Below are 17,554 nucleotides of genomic sequence, written 5' to 3' on the forward strand. Positions count from 1 at the left end.
CAGCGTTTCCTTGCGCGACCGTATTCAGAATGGCGGATTCAACAAATAGTGCGTTGCAAACGGATACATTTCTCGGGCTCAATGAAAGGATGAAAATCACTGGCTCAGACATCCATCTTTTGACCGTATTTAACAGTGTGGTGCGCAATCGGGGTTTTTCGGCAGCGCAGGTTGAGCTTGGCCTCAGCCAGCCGACGATCTCAAACCATATTACTGCGTTAGAGGAGCGTTTGGGCGTGCGCCTGTGTCAACGCGGACGCCGTGGGTTCCTGCTGACCGAGAAGGGTCAGATGGTGCATGAGATCGGTATGGCTCTGCTAGGGTCTTTGGACGAACACTCGACCCACCTGGCCGAGTTGAAAGGCAACATGGTGGGCCGTCTGAAGCTGGCGGTGGTTGATGCCACCACAAGTGATGAGAATTTCAAGCTGCCGCAAGCTATAAAACGGTTCACCGAAGCTGCGCCCGCAGTTCGGATTGATCTGTCGATTTCCGAGCCGCAGGAGATTCTGCAGGGTATTTTGGATGGCAGTTATCACATCGGTATTGGAAGCTTTGATAATGTTGGCAATGGGTTAAGTCTGACCGATCTATACGAGGAAAACCACGCGCTCTACTGTGCGGATACACATCCTCTTTTTGGCGCCCCCGCCGAAGAGATCACCGAGGATGTGATCGCACGTCAGGCCTGGGTACATCGCGGATACTGGAATCAGCAAAGGCGGAAGACTCTGAATCCGTCCGAAAGGGATTTGTTTGTGCAGGAAATCGAGGCACAGCTCATCTTGGTTCTGAGCGGGGCCTATGTCGGCCTGTTGCCACTGCATCTGGCCGTCCCGCTGGAGCGTGAGGGCCGTGTCCGACGTCTGCCCAATAGCCACGGCGACTATACCTGTACCATGCAGATTGTCACCCGCTCCGGGAGCCTGCCCAACGTCAATGAGCTGTTCATTTCAATTCTAGAAGGGGTTTATGGGGCAAATTACATTGGGAAATGAAAATGTAAGAGTTTGCGTAACGGTATTTTTCGCCCGCCCGCCTCTGGCTAAGGTCTGGCGATAATCGAAAAAAACAGCGCGACGGGAACCACAATGCCAGACACCGCAAGGCCGCATTTCAATCAACCTTTGGGCGGAAATGAGATGCCGCGTTTCGGAGGTGGAACCACGATGATGCGGCTGCCGGCTCAGGATACAGCGCAGGGGCTGGATGCATGTTTTGTTGGAATTCCGATGGATATCGGTACGTCGAACAGAACCGGTACGCGTCATGGCCCACGGGCAATTCGCGCAGAAAGCTGCATGTTGCGGCCCTTTAATATGGCCACCGGTGCAGCACCTTTTGCGAATATGCAGGTGGCGGATATCGGTGACGTTGCGATCAACACCTTTGATTTGAAAAAGACCGTGGACATCATCACCGACGCCTATGATCAGATCCTCAGCCACAACACCGTGCCGATCACGCTGGGCGGTGATCACACGCTGACCTATCCTGTGCTACGTGCGATTGCCCGCAAGCACGGCCCGGTGGCCTTGATCCATGTCGACGCGCATTCAGACACGAATGACGAGATGTTCGGCGAAAAAATCGCCCATGGCACCCCGTTCCGGCGCGCGGTCGAAGATGGGCTGCTGCAAAATGACAAAGTTTTTCAGATTGGGTTGCGCGGCACGGGTTACGCGCCCGATGATTTTGACTGGGGCCGCAAACAGGGCTTTACCGTCATTCAGGCCGAAGAATGTTGGCACAAGTCTCTGACACCCTTGATGCAAGATATCCGTGCAAGGATCGGAGATACGCCCACTTATCTGACCTTTGATATCGACAGTCTGGATCCGGCCTATGCCCCCGGCACTGGCACGGTTGAAATGGGCGGGCTGACCAATATCCAAGCGCTAGAGATCGTGCGTGGTTGTGCCGGGCTCAACCTTGTCGGAACCGATTTGGTCGAGGTCTCGCCGCAATACGATGTCAGCGGCTGCACCGCGCTGATCGGGGCCAACCTGGCCTATGAAATGCTATGTGTTTTGCCCGGAAACCAGGCCAATTAACGGCACTAATAGGAGACCGCAATGCCACAATCACCTTTCCGCGCCGCCGCTTTCTGGGTACTGCCGCCGCCCTTTCCGTGCCTACGATCGTCAGCGCCGCACAGCCGCTGAAGGTCGGAACCTATGGCGGGTTCTTCAAGGACAGCTTCAAGCAGTTCATCTTTTCTGAGTTCACCAAGGCCACAGAGATCGAGGTGAACTCGGCCGCCGTTCCCACGGGCGAAACTTGGCTGGTGCAGATCAAGAACGTCGCCCGCGCCAAGACCGCGCCTGCGGACGTCTCGCTGATGGCTGGTATTCCGCGAAGCAACGGGGCCGCCCACCGAAATCGCCCAAACTTGTGTCGGCCATGATTGGGTCGCATCCCTATATCCTGATCGCGAACTCCGAACATTCTTTGGCGGGGTTAAGCGCAGTGTCGTCCTAAGCGATTTTGCAGGGAACGTTCATCGCCCGAGAAGAGGGATTGGGCACCCGGATGCTGATGGCGCGCTATCTGGACGACATGGGAGCAGGGCAAAGCTATCGGGTTTCGGTTATGGGGTAACGAAACCATCAAACAGGCCGTGAATGCAGGGCTGGGTATTGCTATGCTGTTCAAACATACGGTTATGGAAGAGCTGAAAACCGGGCGTCTGGTCAGCCTGAACCTGAACGTTCTGCCGCTGCAGCGGCATTGGCATCTTATTCAGCCACTCAATATACCGGGCGCGCCCGCAGCAAAAACAATCTGGGGCGAGATTTGTGAAATGGAAGGTAGTTTCCTGCCCCGACAGATCAGGGGCAGGGGTCTGCCGGCTTGTCAGGCCGAGGCAAGCGCGTCGGCCTTCGACGTGGCCCGAGCTGCGCCGCTGTTATCGCCTAATCCTTTCAACGCGCGCGCGACGGCTCGCCAGTTTTGAACAGACGTTGGCTTTAATCCGGCGCGCTCATTGGCCAACCCCAGCGCCAGATCATAGCGTTTGTCGCGCAAGGCGGCCTCCAGCAAGGTCCAGCCGATGATGTCCCGCTGGGCAAAGCTGCCGCCCAAGCGGTGGGTCATATAACGGACCGGCAACAAGCGTTCGACGCAAGCGGAATAATCTTCGCGCTTAAAGTCCTGAATTGCCATGCAAAAAGGCATTCCTATTTCGCGGCTCATTGCAGCGTTCGCGTCCGAGGCGCTTTCGAGATAGCGTTTGTTGGCGTGGATCAACAGGTCTTGTGCCTCTAACCGGTCGTCAGACGCAAATGTCATCATCGCGTGCACATCATTGAATGCATAAAGCGTGTCCTGGGCCGCCGGTTCCCATTTGTTGGCCAGATGCACCCAGCGGTCGCCCGAATCCTGACCGGCCAGATTCATACGCCACAGCAGGGCCGCCGCATCCAGCTCTTCGTATTTGTTGCCATCCTTCTGGCGGGAATCCAGGTGGTGATCAAAGATATCGTAGACCTGATCATATTGCTCCAGATCGAGGTGATATAGCGAGGTGTGCCACCATAGGTGGTTTGCGAAATTAGACGTGCCCCAGACGTCAGCGCGATCTTTCATGAACTTGATGCCGCAGGATTGCTGTCCGCGCATCTCCATCACATGGCTTACTGCGTGAATCGCATAGGGGTTGTCAGGCCGGATATCCAATGCCTGTCGTGCCAGATCTTCGGCATGGGTAAAGTCGCGGTTTTCTTCCAACCCAAAAGCGTAGAAGCCCAGAACAAACTCATAGCCCGGAATATCGGGATCCCACAGGTTGAAGACACGGGCGGCCACGTCGCGCTGCCCCGGGACATCGCCAAGCAAAACCATGGTGTAGTGGATCAGACCAAGCGCAAACAGATCCTTAGGGTATTGCGTCAGAACGGCCTCCCACTTCTGTAAGGCCCCAAAAAAATCACCAGCCGCCCAGGCTTTGACAGCCGCCAGGTGACCCTGCTCGCGTGTGTTGGCCTGGTCTGACAGTTGTTCCGCGCGCGTGATCGCTTCGATGAACTGCGGGTACACGCGCGTTTCCATGAACTGTGTCAGCCATCCAGCCTTGAACAGCCACCCCATGACAAAGCGGGGATGCTCGGCCAAAATCGCTTCAATGCCGGCAATTGCGTCTCCGCGGAAGGACAAGGATTGTTCAATCGCCCGTTCCAACCCCTCGATGGCCGATGCGTCGCCATAAGAAACCGGTACCCCGCGAATATCCTTTGAGGACTGCGGAGTGCCTTGCATTTGATCGAGAGCCATTTTGTCGTCCTTAGCCGCTGTCAATAAACATATCTCTTATTCGAACCGCTCGCGCTTATTGGGCAAGCGTTGTCTGCACCATTTCGGGCTGGCCTTGTCCTCGTTTATGCCACAGGCGGTACCTGACCGAGTATGAGCTTCGCTGATTTGTGAAGGGGAGTGTTAGTTTCGTGTTCAGATTGGGTCAGCGAGCGCAGATTATTGCATCACAAAAGGAATTTCGGCAGGAATCGGTTAAAATTTGAAACATGTGCCAAAAAGTCTGAAATAGTTCTGAAATAATATTGACGAGAAAACACACCCCTTGGACCGCCAATAATTGACTTTGGCGGTCCAAGGGGTGAATCGACTCTGGGTGTATCAGGGCGACCGGGCGTTTTCGGAGTCGGCTAATAGTGCGTCCACAAAACCCGGCATGCCGTCGTGGTGGGAAAAGGATTGGGTATGCGGAATCAACTCGACCGGTTTCTTGCGATATCCTTCGGTGAACAGCAAAAACGGAACCTACGCACGCATTTCGGTCTCGGTATCAACCCCGCTGTCGCCGACAAAAATCTCAGGCCCCAGTGGCAGGTCTGCATAGGCCGAATACAGGGGAGCCGGGTCGGGGTTATGTACAGACGGTCTGTCCCCGGCGCGCACGACCTAAAAATATTTTTCAAGATCAAGATGCTTAACGACGTCCATGCAGGGGACCGTTGGCTTGTATTTGCAAATTCCCAGGTTGTGCCCTCCCTGAACCAGCGCATCCAGCGCCTGTTTGACGCCCGGATATATCAGCGTCAAATGAACGGCTTCCTGATAGCGTTCTTTGAACTTGCCCAATATCCGGTCATGATCCGCGTCATCACGTCGTTGCAGGCGTCGATGTACAAAGCGCAGGTGATGCATTCCATCTGTGATCCGTTCCTGATGTCGATTCCTTTCGCGCAGACATTCACTCAGCCCTTGCAGTCAATGCAATTGCCGGCATCCGATGTGTTGGCTTTGCCTCGCGGCTCTCCCCGCCAGTCACGATAGCCTACAACCAGAGTGTGTTCATCGATCATGGCAGCCTGAATGCGCGGCCCCGGGCAGGCATAAATGCAAATGTGCTCACGCATGAAGTCGACAAAGATGAACGTTGACAGCGTCATGAAACCGATGGTGCCGTAGGCGGCCGGGTGGGCCGAAAATGCCACCAGATCAGCCAGCAACGTTGGTGCGTCGGCAAAATAGAAAACCCAAGCGCCGCCGGTCCCGACACTGATCAGCAGCCAGACGGCCCATTTGGTCAAGCTCAACCGCATCTTCTGCAAGGTCCACGTGCTGCGATGCAGCCTGAGCCGCGCATTGCGGTCCCCTTCAATCCATCGCTCGACCAGAATGAACAGGTCGGTCCAGACAGTCTGCGGGCAAGCGTAGCCGCACCAAACGCGACCCAGCGCCGATGTGAACAGGAACAGTCCCAGACCCGCCATAATGAGCAGGCCCGCGACGAAATAGAACTCGTGCGGCCAGATCTCGATCCAGAAAAAGTAAAACCGACGATTGGCGATATCGACCAGTACCGCCTGATCAGACAGGTTTGGACCCCGATCCCACCTGAGCCATGGGGTGACGTAATATATGCCCAGCGTAACGATCAGTATCACCCATTTCAGGCGGCGATAATAGCCTGACACGCGGCGGGGAAATATGGGTTCGCGTGGAGCATATAGTGAGGGAGAGGACATCAGTTGCTTCCTGATCTTGCTTGGATTGTACCCAAGTTGGGTTCTGTCGGTTTATTCATATCGCTGTGCTGCAATCGGGTGCGAAACACTGTGCTATTGCCTTGAAAGGTTGAAATAAAACGTCGAATGTCCTTCCGTTTTTCGTTTACTTGCGCTTCTTTCTGCCCGGCGGCCATAAGTGCGGCGCAAGCGTGATTGAGGCATTGCAATATGCATACAAAGCGCATATAAATGCAGACAAGGAGTGAAGCAATGAATGACAGCGCGCCAAATGTCGCATGGGTTCCAGCCGTCGAAGAAGGCAACGGCCCTATGTACCTTGCGATTGCTAAAGCCATTGCGCGCGATATTCGTGCGGGCGTCCTGCGCCCCGGTCAGCGGCTTCCGCCACAGCGCGCGCTGGCCAGTGTTCTCGGCATTGATTTCACGACCGTCAGCCGGGCGTATTCGGCTGCAGGAAAAGACGGTTTGGTCGAAGGGCGCGTGGGGCAGGGCACCTACGTCAAAGAGTCCGGGCCTACCAATCCGGTGACTTCGGACAGCGCAAAAAACCAGACTGTCGACATGAGCATGAATGTGCCCCCCCGGTTGGAGGATGCTGGGCTAGTGCGCAGTATGTGGCAGGGCTTTGATGCACTTCGATCCGAACATGGGGTTGAGTTTCTGATGCGCTACCAGATGCCCGGTGGCAGCCATGAAGACCAGCAGGCCGCGCAATCCTGGCTTCAGCGCCATCTGGGGCTTCAGCCGCATGATGACATCATCATTTGCAATGGCGTGCAGGGCGCAACCTGGACTATTTTGTCACTCATACTCGAGCCGGGCGACACAATATGCTGCGAAGAATTGACTTATCCCGGCCTTCTGGCGCTTGCGCGACACCTAAAGCTGAACGTTGTGTCGATCCCAATGGATGCGGACGGTCTTGACCCCGACGCGCTGGATGAGATTTGCCAGACTGTAAAGCCTCGTGCCATTTACACCACGCCAACCTTGCATAACCCGACGGCAATCACGATGCCTGTCGCACGGCGCGCGCGCATCGCCGAGGTTGCGCGCAAACACGATCTTCAGATCATTGAAGACGATGCCTATGGGGTGCTCGCAAGCACGGCGCCGGATCCGCTTTGTGCCATCGCGCCAGAGCGGACGTGGTATGTGTCATCCCTTTCAAAATGCCTGGCACCGTCGCTTCGCGTTTGCTTCATGGTGCCGCCATCCGGTGCGTCGAATGACAGTGTCAGACGGGCGATGCGCGCCAATGGCAGCGTTGTGTCGCCGATTTCCGCACGGCTGGCGACGAATTGGATCACCTCTGGTCTGGCAGACAAAATCTTGTCCGCGATCCGGCTTGAGACTGGGCAGCGGCAGGGCGTACTGCGCCAATCTCTGCCGGACATCCATGTGCCAAAGGACGCGTTTCATATCTGGCTTCCGCTGCCAGACGGGTGTTCCGCCACAGAGTTTGTTCTGAAGCTGCGCGGCTCGGGGCTGGGACTTGTGCCGGGTGCGGCCTTTGCGCCTGGCAAGGCGCCAAATGCGGTCCGTGTTGCGCTTGGGTCTGTTGATACCGCGGCGAATTTGGGGACTGCATTGCGCAAACTGGTCGATGCGTTGGAAAACGCAGATCAGCACGATTGGATGGTTGTCTGAAAATCCAAACGTTCACGGCGGATTCAGCCAGATTAAGAAAAGATGGACGTGGGTTCTGTTTCGCTTGAGGCGACAGGGAAAACCATCGCAGAACTTACTGCGACGGCGCATCTTTTTTGTTGTAACAGCCCTTGCGAGCGTCGCGTGGCTGAAGGTTGAGGGAGATCATGTTGCGTAGTCGGGCTTTCCCGAAAGGAGTTGCGCAACCGACTACGGCCTTGATCTGTCCGAAACAGCCTAGGCTTGCCGGGCAAGCCCGCCTTAGAACCCGTGCATATGCTTTGCCCACTGAAGGCCAATTAGCGCGCCCTTGAACCGTGGCAGCAAGAACAGGGATAACGCAACTGCACCGGCGGATGTCACCGTCGCCATTACCAACGGCGTAGGTTCCCAGACGGACCAGATAATATGAAGCGCAAAGCCTGCTAAGTGGCCAACAATCAAAATCGTAAAATACGCAGGGCCATCATCGGCACGCGCGTGCGTCAGATCAAGGCCGCACACAGTGCACGTATCATTCACCTTTAGGTACTTGTGAAGCACGTGCCCTTTGCCACAGTTCGGGCATTTGAGAGCAAAGCCCCTGCGCAGGGCTGATCGTGTGTCTCTTTCTTCCATTTCCGAATCCAGCCATCAAAGATCAATTCTCGGGGTGTATGGCATACAAAAGCCAAGCATTGTAGCAAAATATCACTTTTTGTATGTATATTTTGACGCATGCGTTTGCAAGTGACGGGGCGCCCTCAACCTGCCGTGCACTCAACACATGACCGCAATTTTTTGAGTTCGACGAGTATTACCTGGCCTGAACGACGCAGCGCCCAGACTGTTGGACTGATCCGAACAAATTCGGGCTGTAATCAGTTTTTGCTGAGTATGTGGAGGGCGCGGGCGGTTCCGCTCATGGTTTTCTTGCTATGAGCCAATACGTTACGCCCAACGCCAGACCGATCGCTGCGTATCCAAGAAAGTAGTGAGGGTCCAAGCTCTTGTCGTCCAGCGTGATAATCTTTCGCGCGACCGCCATCAGGGCTGTCGCGACTACAAGCTTGATATGGATGACGTCGGCGGTCAGGTAGAGCGTGATATTTGTATAGATTTCTATCGCGATCAGTACGACCAGAACGGCACTGAATACCGCCAGAAGATCGCTGACCTCCAGGATGTACAAAGGTGGTTCCATAAATTTCTGATAGGTTGTGAATCCTGCATCAATAATAGCCAACAAAATAATGCCCAGCATGAGGACAGACAACGCTCGGACACCGTGGCGGATCATGCGGTTGCACCATCGAACGATAGCATCCTCGTGGTTGGGATCCAGCTCCACGTGTTCTGGGACAAATTTGTTTTCACCGCCACTCATCGTCGTCTCCAAAGGTAATTTTCTGTGCAAGCGACGGATATTGCACCAATTTGAATCGCTCACTTTTCTTTGATGTAATCCTCCCATGAATTGGAATTGCTTTTCCAGTCTGATCTGCGGGTCGTCAAAACAACGCGTTGGGCTGTTCTGGAAATTCCAATCCGACCCATTTGAATGGGGGTTTTGGGCGAGACTGTCGATCTTATAATTCCGCTATGCGGAACATTAAACCGCATATTGACTAACTTAGGTCTTGGAGCTAGAACAACGGCGCTGCATCTGAGGAGAGTGTATTGCGCCAAACCCACCAGCCGATCGAAGAACAGGCAGCGAGCGAATTATCCCACAAGCAAGTTGGGGTTTTCGCGGACACACCGGCACAATTGATCAAAGAGGTTGAGAATGCTTGACGCATATATTTACGATGGGCTGCGCAGCCCGTTTGGTCGGCACGGCGGTGCGCTGGCGTCGGTCCGGCCCGATGATCTGGCATCGCAGGTTTTGAGCGCGCTGGTAGAACGCAGCGCATTCGACGCGTCCGAGATCGAAGACGTCATTCTTGGCAATGTTTGCCAGTCGGGCGAAGACAGCCGCAACGTGGCCCGCTACACCGCATTACTGGCTGGTCTGCCGGTTGAGGTTGGCGGTCTGACCGTAAACCGCCTGTGCGGTTCGGGCATGTCGGCCGCTTTGGATGCTGCGCGTTCAGTTACAATTGGCGAGGCTCCTTTGTACGTCGCAGGCGGTGTCGAAAGCATGACCCGCGCCCCTTTTACCATTGCCAAGTCTGAAACCGCCTATGCAAGGCAAGCACAGATTTTTGACAGTGCCATAGGTGTGCGCTTTCCAAATCCGCGCATCGCTGAGATGCATGGGGAATACCCGATGCCAGAAACCGCGGACAATCTGGCCCAGGATTACCAGATCACACGTGAGGCGTCGGATCAGTTCGGATACAACTCTCAAGCCCGGTACGAGGCGGCCCGAGCGCGTGGCTTCTTTGACGACGAGATCACCCCGATCACCATCAAGGGGCGCAAAGGGGCGACCCATGACGTTGCGCAGGACGAACATCCCCGCCCGGAAACGCAACTTGAGAAGATGTCGGCTTTGCGGACGATCTTCCCCGAGGGGGTGACGACTGCTGCCAATGCCTCGGGCGTCAATGATGGTGCGGCGATGCTGATGATCGGCGCCAGAACCGACCGTGCCGCGCCGCGCGCGCGGATTGTGGCCGGAGCCATCGCAGGCGTACCGCCTCGGATCATGGGAATCGGCCCGGCATTTGCAGTCCCCAAGGCGCTGGAGCGCGCCGGTCTGTCCTTGGATGACATGGACCTTATCGAGATCAACGAAGCCTTCGCGGCACAGGTTCTGGCCTGCTGCAAACACTTAGAGATTGATCCCGCCGACAGCCGCCTGAACCCCAACGGTGGTGCGATTGCGGTTGGTCACCCTTTGGGTGCGTCGGGTGCGCGGATCGTGCTGACCGCGATGCGGCATCTTGAGGAAACGGGCGGGCGTTATGCCTGTCTGTCCATGTGTATCGGCGTGGGACAGGGGATCGCCCTGATCCTGGAGCGCGTGTAAGCCCACATGTCGGACGCGGAAAGAGATCGCCGTTTTGCTTCGACCCTGGCCAAGGGGTTGCAGGTAATGCAGGCGTTCAAGCCCGGTGATGTCTCGCTGGGCAACCGCGAACTGGCGCGGCGCACTGGAATGCCCCCATCCACCGTGGCGAGGATGACCTTCACTCTTGCCTCGATGGGGTTTTTAGAGCAGTTGCACCCGTCCGAGGCCTACCGGCTTGGGCCTTCGGTCATGGCGCTTGGATACACGGCGCGCGCCGGGCTGTCCTTTCTGCCAATGGCCGAAAACGTGATGCAGCAACTGGCTGACGACACCGGCGTGTTGGTTGCGCTGTCCATGCGTCACGGCGATGCGGCCATGTTGACTCGCTGTTGGAGGCCGCGCAACGCATCGTCTCTGTGGCTGAGCGAGGGGCACCGACTGCCGATGGAGCAAAGCGCCCCCGGTCGTGCCATTCTTGCCGCTGACCCAACGCTTGTTGCCAAAACTGAACAGGCAAGGGCCGACCGCGAACAGCTTGAAAGCAGAGGCTACGTTATTTCCTACGGAGGCTGGAACAGCGGCGTCAATGCTTGCGCTGTCCCGTTCCAAACTACCCTAGGCACGCAGCCATTTGCCTTTCTGTGCGGGGCCAATGCCTCTGATCTAAATACTGAAAAACTGGAACGGGTTGTGGCGCCACGGCTGCGCGACACGGTGCAAACACTCAGGCACAGCCTTGGGTATATGTGATAGAAAGCAGGAGATTTTTATGACTGCGGTCGAAATTCGCAAAGAGGGCGAGGTCGCCCTTGTCAAGATCGACAACCCTCCGGTCAATGCTGCCGGTTACGACGTGCGCGTCGGGCTGGTGAATGCAATTCAGGACGTGGCATCGGACAATGTTGTCAAAGTCATCGCTCTTTTTGCTGCGGGTCGAACCTTTGTGGCCGGTGCAGACATCCGTGAGTTTGGCCAGCCGCCGAAACTGCCCGGCCTGCCCGAGGTTTGTGACCTGCTGGAGGCAAGCGCCAAGCCGATAGTCTGCGTTTTGCACGGGACGACACTGGGCGGCGGTCTTGAGATCGCTCTGAGTTGTCAGGCGCGGGTCGGCATCAAGGGCCTGAAACTGGGCCTGCCCGAGGTTAATCTGGGTTTGCTGCCCGGTGCAGGTGGGACTCAGCGTCTGCCCCGGCTTGTGGATGGTAAGACGGCTTTGACCATGATCACCTCGGGAAAACCGATCTCGGCCGAAGCGGCGCTGGAAGCTGGGCTGCTGGATGACTTGCAGGATGGTGACCCCGAGGCGGTTGCCCTGGCCGCTGGTCAGCAGGTTCTGGACGGCACACTCAAAACCCGCGTTACGGCTGAACAAGACAACCGCATCACCGCAGATGAGTTGAACACGTTCCGCGCCAAGGCAAAGGGCGAAGTGGTAACCCGCGCATTGAAAGCGGCAGAGGCAAGCAGCCTTCCGCTGGTCGAAGGGTTGCAGGTAGAACGTGACCTTTTTGTCGAAGCACTGGCCAGTAATGCACATAAGGGTCTGAAACATGCGTTCTTTGCAGAACGCGCCGTGGCGCATATCCCCGAAGCCAAGGCGGACGCACGTGACCTGAAGTCTGGTGGTGTGATTGGTGGCGGTACCATGGGGTCGGGCATTGCAACGGCGATGTTGCTGGCCGGGATGCCTGCCACGCTGATTGAAATGGAAGAGGACCGCGTTGCTTTTGCCCGTGAGACCATCACCAAGAACCTCGACGGTGCAGTCAAACGCGGAAAACTGACCGAGGGGCAGCGGGACACCGTTTTAGGCATGCTGACCTGCACCACCGATATGGCCGCTCTGGCGGACGCAGATGTGGTGATCGAAGCGGTATTCGAATCCATGGACGTAAAACGCGAGGTTTTCGGGAAGCTGGACCAGATCTGTAAACTGGGGGCTGTTCTGGCGACGAATACTTCGTATCTGGACGTCGATAAAATCGCGGCGACAACCAGCCGGCCTCAGGACGTGATCGGGTTGCACTTTTTCTCGCCCGCCCATGTGATGCGTTTGCTGGAAGTTGTGGTCGGTAAAGAGACCGCGCCCGAAATCGTCGCCACCAGCTTTAGGCTGGCCAAGAAACTGCGCAAAATCGCCGTGCGGTCAGAGGTTTGCGACGGCTTTATCGGCAACCGTATTCTGGCACATTACCGCAAGTCTTCCGCCTATATGCAACTGGACGGTGCGCCGTTTGAACAAATCGACAGCGCGCTTGAGGATTTCGGCTTTGCGATGGGTCCCTTTGCTGTATCGGACTTGGCAGGGCAGGATATCGGCTGGGCCACGCGCAAGCGGCAGGCAGAGTTCCGCCCGGCCGAGGAGCGCTATGTCGAGATCGCTGACCGGGTCTGCGAGCAGGGCTGGTTTGGACGCAAGAGCGGTAAGGGTTTCTATATTTATGACGGCAAGACCCGCAGCGTGAACCCTGCCGTGGCCGAGTATGCGCAGGTCGAGCGCGAGGCCAAAGGTATCTCGCCCCGCAAATTTACCGATGCCGAGATCGTGGATTGCTATATGGCCGCGATGGTGTCCGAGGCCGCGCGAGTGGTCGAAGAAAAGATCGCCCTGCGCCCCATCGACGTGGATGCGGTTTTCCTGTTCGGTTACGGCTTTCCGCGCCACTGGGGCGGACCATTGCAATATGCAGACATCACAGGGCTGGATGTTCTGGTTCAGCGCATCGAGGAATACGCGAAAGAAGACCCGTATTACTGGCAGGTTCCAGCCCTGCTGCGTGAGCTGGCCGAGGCTGGCAAATCCTTTAACGATCTCAACAAGGAGGGCTGAGGATGGACCTGAGCTTTACCCCAGAAGAAGAGGCGTTTCGCGCCGAAGTCAAAGCGTTTCTGGCCGAAAACCTGTCCGAGGAACTGGCTGCCAAGGGTCGCAATGGTGAAGAACTGACCAAGGCGGATATGGAAGGTTGGCACGCCACGTTGCAAACACGCAATTGGCTGGCCGCTACCTGGCCAGTGGAATACGGCGGCCCCGGCTGGAGCGCGGTCGAGCGCCATATCTTCGAAGAAGAATGCGCAATGGCATTTGCCCCGCGTATCGTGGCTTTTGGCGTAAGCATGCTGGGGCCGGTTCTGTTGAAATTCGGCTCGGACGCGCAAAAGGCCGAATTTCTGCCGCGCATTCTGGACGGGACCCATTGGTGGTGTCAGGGATATTCCGAACCGGGTGCCGGGTCCGATTTGGCCAGCTTGAAAACACGCGCGGACCGTGATGGGGATCACTATGTGATCAACGGTCAAAAAACCTGGACCACGCTGGGTCAGCACGCCGATAAGATCTTTTGCCTTGTGCGCACCTCTTCCGAGGGCAAGCCGCAGGAAGGGATCAGTTTTGTGTTGGTGGATATGAACACGCCCGGTATCGAGGTTCGCCCGATCAAACTGTTGGAAGGCGGGCACGAGGTGAACGAAGTGTTCTTCACCGATGCCCGTGTGCCGGTGGCCAATCTGGTGGGCGAGGAAAACAAAGGTTGGACGATCGCCAAGTATCTGCTGACCCATGAGCGGACCAATATCGCCGGAGTGGGTTTTTCACTTCGTGACTTGGACCGGCTGAAGCGGCTGTCGAAGCAGTTGCACCGGATGGGCAAACCCTTGGCTGAAGACCCGGTTTTCGCGGCTGAGATCGCCGAGGTGGAGATTGATCTGGAAGCCATGCGGGTGATGAACCTTGCGATGTTGTCCGCGGCCAAGGAAGGCGCTGCGCCGGGGATGCAAAGCTCGATGCTTAAGATTAAGGGAACGGTCATCCGTCAGCGCATCCACGGCCTGACCAAATCCGCGTTGGGGGCCGCCGCTGCGCCATTCCCGGCCACCGAGCTGTCGGACAACGCCCGCACAGTGCCCGAAGAAGCCACCGCATCGGCGGCCACGTACTTCAATAATCGCAAACTCTCGATCTTTGGCGGATCGAACGAGATTCAGCGCAACATCATCGCCAAAGACATGTTCCGGAGCTGAGCCATGGATTTCAAACTGACCGAAGACCGGCAGATGTTGTCGGACACGTTGCGCCGCTACCTTGCGGACCAGTACGACTTTGAAACGCGCAACGGCTTGATCGAAACCGCGCCGTATCATTCCCCAACGAAATGGGCAGAGTTGTCAGAGCTTGGCCTGATCGGCGCCTTCGTTCCCGAGGATCAGGGCGGTTTCGGCGGCGCTGGTTTCGACATCATAACCGTGTTCGAGGAACTTGGCCGCGGCCTCTGTCCTGAACCTATTCTTGCCACGCTCATGAGCGTGCGTGCCGCGGCTGATTGCGGTGCCGAGCAACTGGTCGAGGACATGATCGCAGGCACAAAACGTTTGGCCTTTGCGGTGTTGGAGCCGGACGCGGACAGCTTGCCGCTGATCCGGACCAGCGCAGACAAATCCGGTGACGGCTGGGTTATGAATGGGCGAAAATCGGTGGTCTATGGCCTGCCGGGTGCCGATGGCGCTCTGGTCGCGGCGCAAACCGAAGCCGGGGTTGGGCTGTTTCTGGTCGATAGCCCCGAAACCATCGACTATGCCATGATCGACGGCGGTGGCGCGGGGGAATTGATCCTCGACAATGCGGCCGCCACCTGCATCAGCGAAGATGCCGGGAATATCATCGAAGCTGCACTTGACGCTGGCCGTCTGGCGCTGTGCGCCGAGGCTGTGGGTGTCATGGAGGTTCTGGTCGGCATGACGGTCGACTACCTCAAACAGCGCAAACAGTTCGGTCGCCCAATCGCAAGCTTTCAGGCGCTGCAACATCGCGCGGTGGATATGGCAATCGAGATCGAACAATGTCGGGCGATCACCATTCTGGCGGCAAGCAAGCTGGCAACGGATGAGGCGGGCAAATATGTCGCGATGGCCAAGAACCTGATCGGCCGCACCGGATTGCTGATTTCGGAAGAAAGCATTCAGTTGCACGGCGGCATCGGCATGACCTGGGAATATCCCGGCTCGCATTATGCCAAGCGGCTGTCGATGATCGACCACCAACTGGGCGACCGCTATGCTCAGTTGCACCGAGTGATGGCGGCCTGACCCATGAGCGAAGCTGTCTTGTTCGAGACCCAAGGGTCAACACTGATCATCACCATCAATGAGCCCGAGCGCCGCAATGTGCTGTCGCGCGCGGTCTATGAGCCTGTAGAAAAGGCCCTGAGCGATGCGGTTGCACCTGACTCCTCGGTTCGGGCCGTGGTGATCACCGGTGCCGGGCAGTTTTTCTCGGCTGGCGGCGATTTGCGTATGCTCAAGCAGCGACGCGAAATGCCTCTGCCGGACCGAGAAGAGCAGATTGAGTTTCTGCACAGCATGATCCGAACCGTCCGTGCCTGCCCGCTGCCGGTGATCGCGGCGGTAGAAGGCGGAGCTGCGGGGGCGGGGGCATCCCTTGCTTTTGCCTGTGACATGATAGTGGCCTCAGAAGGAGCTAAATTCACCCTGGCCTATGTCAACGCGGGGCTGGTCCCGGATGGAGGGGGGTCGGGTTTCCTGTCGATGAACCTGCCACGCCAGTTGGCGTCCGAAATGTGTTTGACGGGCCAGCCGGTCTTGGCCGAACGGCTGTACGCCATGGGAGTTGTAAACCGGGTTGTTGCGCCCGGCGATGCCCTGAGCGATGCGTTGGACCTGACCGAAGCGTTGTCGCGCGGCCCACGTCAGGCGCAGGCTTCTATCAAATCGCTAATTGCGGCGCCCGAACGGGAAGTATTCAACGCACATCTGCTGCGCGAGCGACGCCTTATGTCAATTGCCCTTGGCAGCGACGAAGCGCAGGAAGGTATTCGCGCGTTTGAGGAAAAACGCAAACCTGTCTTTCCTGATTCACACGGGTCTTAGGTTTGCTTGTTCCTGTTGGCCAAGGGTGGCGGAGTGCACACGCACTGACCTGCCGTCCTAACTGATTGCAGTGGCGAATATTTGGAAGTCTATCATCAGCTCCCGAGCCCGCCTGCGCGCCTGAGCGAACAAAGTTAAGGGGCGCGTTGGCCCGTACAAAGCCGGGTCTTGGTCCCTTAGCGATGTATGGTGAGCAGCGGTTCTATTCGCCTGCTGTTACGCCGTCAGAGTTCGGGCGGCCTTCGGGCAGCTCGGAAATGTTAGGCCACAGGCTTAGTATTTGTTGAGTGGTTACCGCCCAAGAGAAGTTCAGCCAAAACACCGCTCCGAGGAATTTGGCGCCATCTTCAAATAGGATGCGATACTGGCCGAGGTAGACCTGAATTAACTTCTGAAAGAAATCTATTCCGATCGAGGTCATAAAGAACAAACCCGCGATAACAAGGTGAATACTGGCCAGCCGTCCCAAATGGCGGCGGTAAAGAACGACAGTACCCGCCAGGAACAAAGCGTACCCCCCATAAAAATACTTCTCACCAATGGGGAGCCGCTCGTGCAGCAAGAAAAAGTCATCGAGGCAGAACGCGGTCGAAAGAATTGTCAGGGCCAACAGAAGTCTTCGTGACGCCATTGCATGTGGCGAGCCACTTAACAGGGCAAAGCCAAACGCAGTTACGGTCGCGCTGGCCATCCAGAACAGAACGCCCATATTCGAAAGAAACCCTGCATAAGACGGGGCTTTGAATTGTTGCGCAGGGTCGCGGGTCAGGTAGCCAAAGTCTGCCCCGGTCGTCCAAGAGATGACGAAGACGATCAACAGGCTGATCAAGCCTACGGCAATGCTGAAAGGTGCAACGTCAAAAGCCGATACTTGAGTACGGTCCTGCATCAGATCAGAGCCATCTGGAAAGGCAGGTCAAATTTCGCGTTGTCATCCGATGTGGCATCGCCTGCGAAATTTATCCCTAGGTTCTTTTCATGTTTCAGCAGGGTTAGGGGAAAGAAAAACCTTGCTCGGCGGCCATTGTGAAACTCCGACCATCCTGCAAAGGCGTATTGCCAACCCAATCTTGCAAGACCCATCATACCAAAA

General features: G+C 56.7%; 16 protein-coding genes and 1 pseudogene. 11 read left to right on the forward strand and 6 right to left on the reverse strand.

The window, feature by feature from the left end; translation table 11 throughout:
• Positions 1–89: 89 nt before the first annotated feature.
• The 4 genes from GOV87_RS16635 to GOV87_RS20685 all read left to right on the forward strand — a co-directional run bounded on the left by GOV87_RS16635 (position 90) and on the right by GOV87_RS20685 (position 2,956).
• The gene (locus GOV87_RS16635) at positions 90–998 is read left to right on the forward strand and encodes a LysR family transcriptional regulator (protein WP_171212516.1); all 909 of its coding nucleotides are present in this window, start codon (positions 90–92) and stop codon (positions 996–998) included.
• Between the two features lie 93 nt (positions 999–1,091).
• Positions 1,092–2,054: an agmatinase gene (gene speB, locus GOV87_RS16640; RefSeq protein ID WP_171212517.1), complete on the forward strand. Its 963-nt coding sequence runs from the start codon at positions 1,092–1,094 to the stop codon at positions 2,052–2,054.
• Between the two features lie 77 nt (positions 2,055–2,131).
• Entirely contained in the window at positions 2,132–2,407 is a 276-nt protein-coding gene (locus tag GOV87_RS16645) for a hypothetical protein (RefSeq protein WP_171125562.1), read from the forward strand.
• A gap of 237 nt (positions 2,408–2,644) precedes the next feature.
• The gene (locus tag GOV87_RS20685; protein ID WP_371813531.1) at positions 2,645–2,956 is read left to right on the forward strand and encodes a hypothetical protein; all 312 of its coding nucleotides are present in this window, start codon (positions 2,645–2,647) and stop codon (positions 2,954–2,956) included.
• Here the strand turns inward: GOV87_RS20685 and GOV87_RS16655 are convergent.
• The 3 genes and pseudogenes from GOV87_RS16655 to ccoG all read right to left on the reverse strand — a co-directional run.
• A complete protein-coding gene (locus GOV87_RS16655; protein WP_217360885.1) occupies positions 2,857–4,272 on the reverse strand; it encodes a tetratricopeptide repeat protein in 1,416 nt (471 codons plus the stop codon). The two genes, GOV87_RS20685 and GOV87_RS16655, sit on opposite strands and share 100 nt — an antisense overlap.
• A 645-nt stretch (positions 4,273–4,917) precedes the next feature.
• Positions 4,918–5,163, reverse strand: a complete 246-nt coding sequence (locus GOV87_RS16660; RefSeq protein WP_171212505.1) for an HAD hydrolase-like protein — start codon at positions 5,161–5,163, stop codon at positions 4,918–4,920.
• A pseudogene (ccoG, locus tag GOV87_RS16665) lies at positions 5,109–5,987 on the reverse strand (cytochrome c oxidase accessory protein CcoG); the annotation flags it as partial. The gene GOV87_RS16660 and the pseudogene ccoG, both read right to left, overlap by 55 nt.
• Before the next feature lie 252 nt (positions 5,988–6,239).
• Between ccoG and GOV87_RS16670 the strand changes: the two are divergent.
• Positions 6,240–7,640, forward strand: a complete 1,401-nt coding sequence (locus tag GOV87_RS16670) for a PLP-dependent aminotransferase family protein (protein ID WP_171212519.1) — start codon at positions 6,240–6,242, stop codon at positions 7,638–7,640.
• Between the two features lie 261 nt (positions 7,641–7,901).
• Here the strand turns inward: GOV87_RS16670 and GOV87_RS16675 are convergent, their stop codons facing one another.
• Together GOV87_RS16675 and GOV87_RS16680 are read right to left on the reverse strand one after the other, a co-directional pair.
• The gene (locus GOV87_RS16675) at positions 7,902–8,258 is read right to left on the reverse strand and encodes a DUF983 domain-containing protein (RefSeq protein ID WP_171125568.1); all 357 of its coding nucleotides are present in this window, start codon (positions 8,256–8,258) and stop codon (positions 7,902–7,904) included.
• Positions 8,259–8,541: 283 nt separating this feature from the next.
• The gene (locus tag GOV87_RS16680; protein WP_217354453.1) at positions 8,542–9,006 is read right to left on the reverse strand and encodes a phosphate-starvation-inducible PsiE family protein; all 465 of its coding nucleotides are present in this window, start codon (positions 9,004–9,006) and stop codon (positions 8,542–8,544) included.
• 402 nt (positions 9,007–9,408) lie between these two features.
• On the opposite strand from GOV87_RS16680, the gene GOV87_RS16685 reads away from it, so the two are divergent.
• The 6 genes from GOV87_RS16685 to GOV87_RS16710 are packed head-to-tail and all read left to right on the forward strand — an operon-like array spanning position 9,409 to position 16,461.
• Positions 9,409–10,596: an acetyl-CoA C-acyltransferase gene (locus tag GOV87_RS16685; protein ID WP_171212520.1), complete on the forward strand. Its 1,188-nt coding sequence runs from the start codon at positions 9,409–9,411 to the stop codon at positions 10,594–10,596.
• Positions 10,597–10,602: 6 nt separating this feature from the next.
• The gene (locus tag GOV87_RS16690) at positions 10,603–11,328 is read left to right on the forward strand and encodes an IclR family transcriptional regulator (RefSeq protein WP_171212521.1); all 726 of its coding nucleotides are present in this window, start codon (positions 10,603–10,605) and stop codon (positions 11,326–11,328) included.
• Between the two features lie 19 nt (positions 11,329–11,347).
• Positions 11,348–13,408, forward strand: coding sequence for a 3-hydroxyacyl-CoA dehydrogenase NAD-binding domain-containing protein (locus GOV87_RS16695; protein ID WP_171212522.1), 2,061 nt, complete (start codon positions 11,348–11,350; stop codon positions 13,406–13,408).
• Positions 13,409–13,410: 2 nt separating this feature from the next.
• A complete protein-coding gene (locus GOV87_RS16700) occupies positions 13,411–14,598 on the forward strand; it encodes an acyl-CoA dehydrogenase family protein (RefSeq protein WP_171212523.1) in 1,188 nt (395 codons plus the stop codon).
• 3 nt (positions 14,599–14,601) lie between these two features.
• Entirely contained in the window at positions 14,602–15,660 is a 1,059-nt protein-coding gene (locus GOV87_RS16705; RefSeq protein ID WP_171212524.1) for an acyl-CoA dehydrogenase family protein, read from the forward strand.
• A 3-nt stretch (positions 15,661–15,663) separates the two neighbouring features.
• Entirely contained in the window at positions 15,664–16,461 is a 798-nt protein-coding gene (locus tag GOV87_RS16710) for an oxepin-CoA hydrolase, alternative type (RefSeq protein WP_171212525.1), read from the forward strand.
• A 202-nt stretch (positions 16,462–16,663) separates the two neighbouring features.
• On the opposite strand, the gene GOV87_RS16715 is transcribed toward GOV87_RS16710, so the two are convergent.
• Complete coding sequence (locus GOV87_RS16715) at positions 16,664–17,350, reverse strand: hypothetical protein (protein WP_171212526.1); 687 nt, start codon at positions 17,348–17,350, stop codon at positions 16,664–16,666.
• Positions 17,351–17,554 lie beyond the last annotated feature (204 nt).

The sequence above is a fragment of the Ruegeria sp. HKCCA5426 genome (genome assembly GCF_013034585.1).
Lineage (GTDB): Bacteria > Pseudomonadota > Alphaproteobacteria > Rhodobacterales > Rhodobacteraceae > Ruegeria.

Coding starts and splice junctions, on each gene's coding strand:
- GOV87_RS16655 (WP_217360885.1), bottom strand. CDS start 4,272: ATGGCTCTCGATCAAATGCAAGGCACTCCGCAGTCCTCAAAGGATATT.
- GOV87_RS16675 (WP_171125568.1), bottom strand. CDS start 8,258: ATGGAAGAAAGAGACACACGATCAGCCCTGCGCAGGGGCTTTGCTCTC.
- GOV87_RS16715 (WP_171212526.1), bottom strand. CDS start 17,350: ATGCAGGACCGTACTCAAGTATCGGCTTTTGACGTTGCACCTTTCAGC.
- GOV87_RS16710 (WP_171212525.1), top strand. CDS start 15,664: ATGAGCGAAGCTGTCTTGTTCGAGACCCAAGGGTCAACACTGATCATC.
- GOV87_RS16670 (WP_171212519.1), top strand. CDS start 6,240: ATGAATGACAGCGCGCCAAATGTCGCATGGGTTCCAGCCGTCGAAGAA.
- speB (WP_171212517.1), top strand. CDS start 1,092: ATGCCAGACACCGCAAGGCCGCATTTCAATCAACCTTTGGGCGGAAAT.
- GOV87_RS16695 (WP_171212522.1), top strand. CDS start 11,348: ATGACTGCGGTCGAAATTCGCAAAGAGGGCGAGGTCGCCCTTGTCAAG.
- GOV87_RS16660 (WP_171212505.1), bottom strand. CDS start 5,163: ATGCATCACCTGCGCTTTGTACATCGACGCCTGCAACGACGTGATGAC.
- GOV87_RS16635 (WP_171212516.1), top strand. CDS start 90: ATGAAAATCACTGGCTCAGACATCCATCTTTTGACCGTATTTAACAGT.
- GOV87_RS16700 (WP_171212523.1), top strand. CDS start 13,411: ATGGACCTGAGCTTTACCCCAGAAGAAGAGGCGTTTCGCGCCGAAGTC.
- GOV87_RS16680 (WP_217354453.1), bottom strand. CDS start 9,006: ATGAGTGGCGGTGAAAACAAATTTGTCCCAGAACACGTGGAGCTGGAT.
- GOV87_RS16685 (WP_171212520.1), top strand. CDS start 9,409: ATGCTTGACGCATATATTTACGATGGGCTGCGCAGCCCGTTTGGTCGG.
- GOV87_RS16690 (WP_171212521.1), top strand. CDS start 10,603: ATGTCGGACGCGGAAAGAGATCGCCGTTTTGCTTCGACCCTGGCCAAG.
- GOV87_RS20685 (WP_371813531.1), top strand. CDS start 2,645: ATGCTGTTCAAACATACGGTTATGGAAGAGCTGAAAACCGGGCGTCTG.
- GOV87_RS16705 (WP_171212524.1), top strand. CDS start 14,602: ATGGATTTCAAACTGACCGAAGACCGGCAGATGTTGTCGGACACGTTG.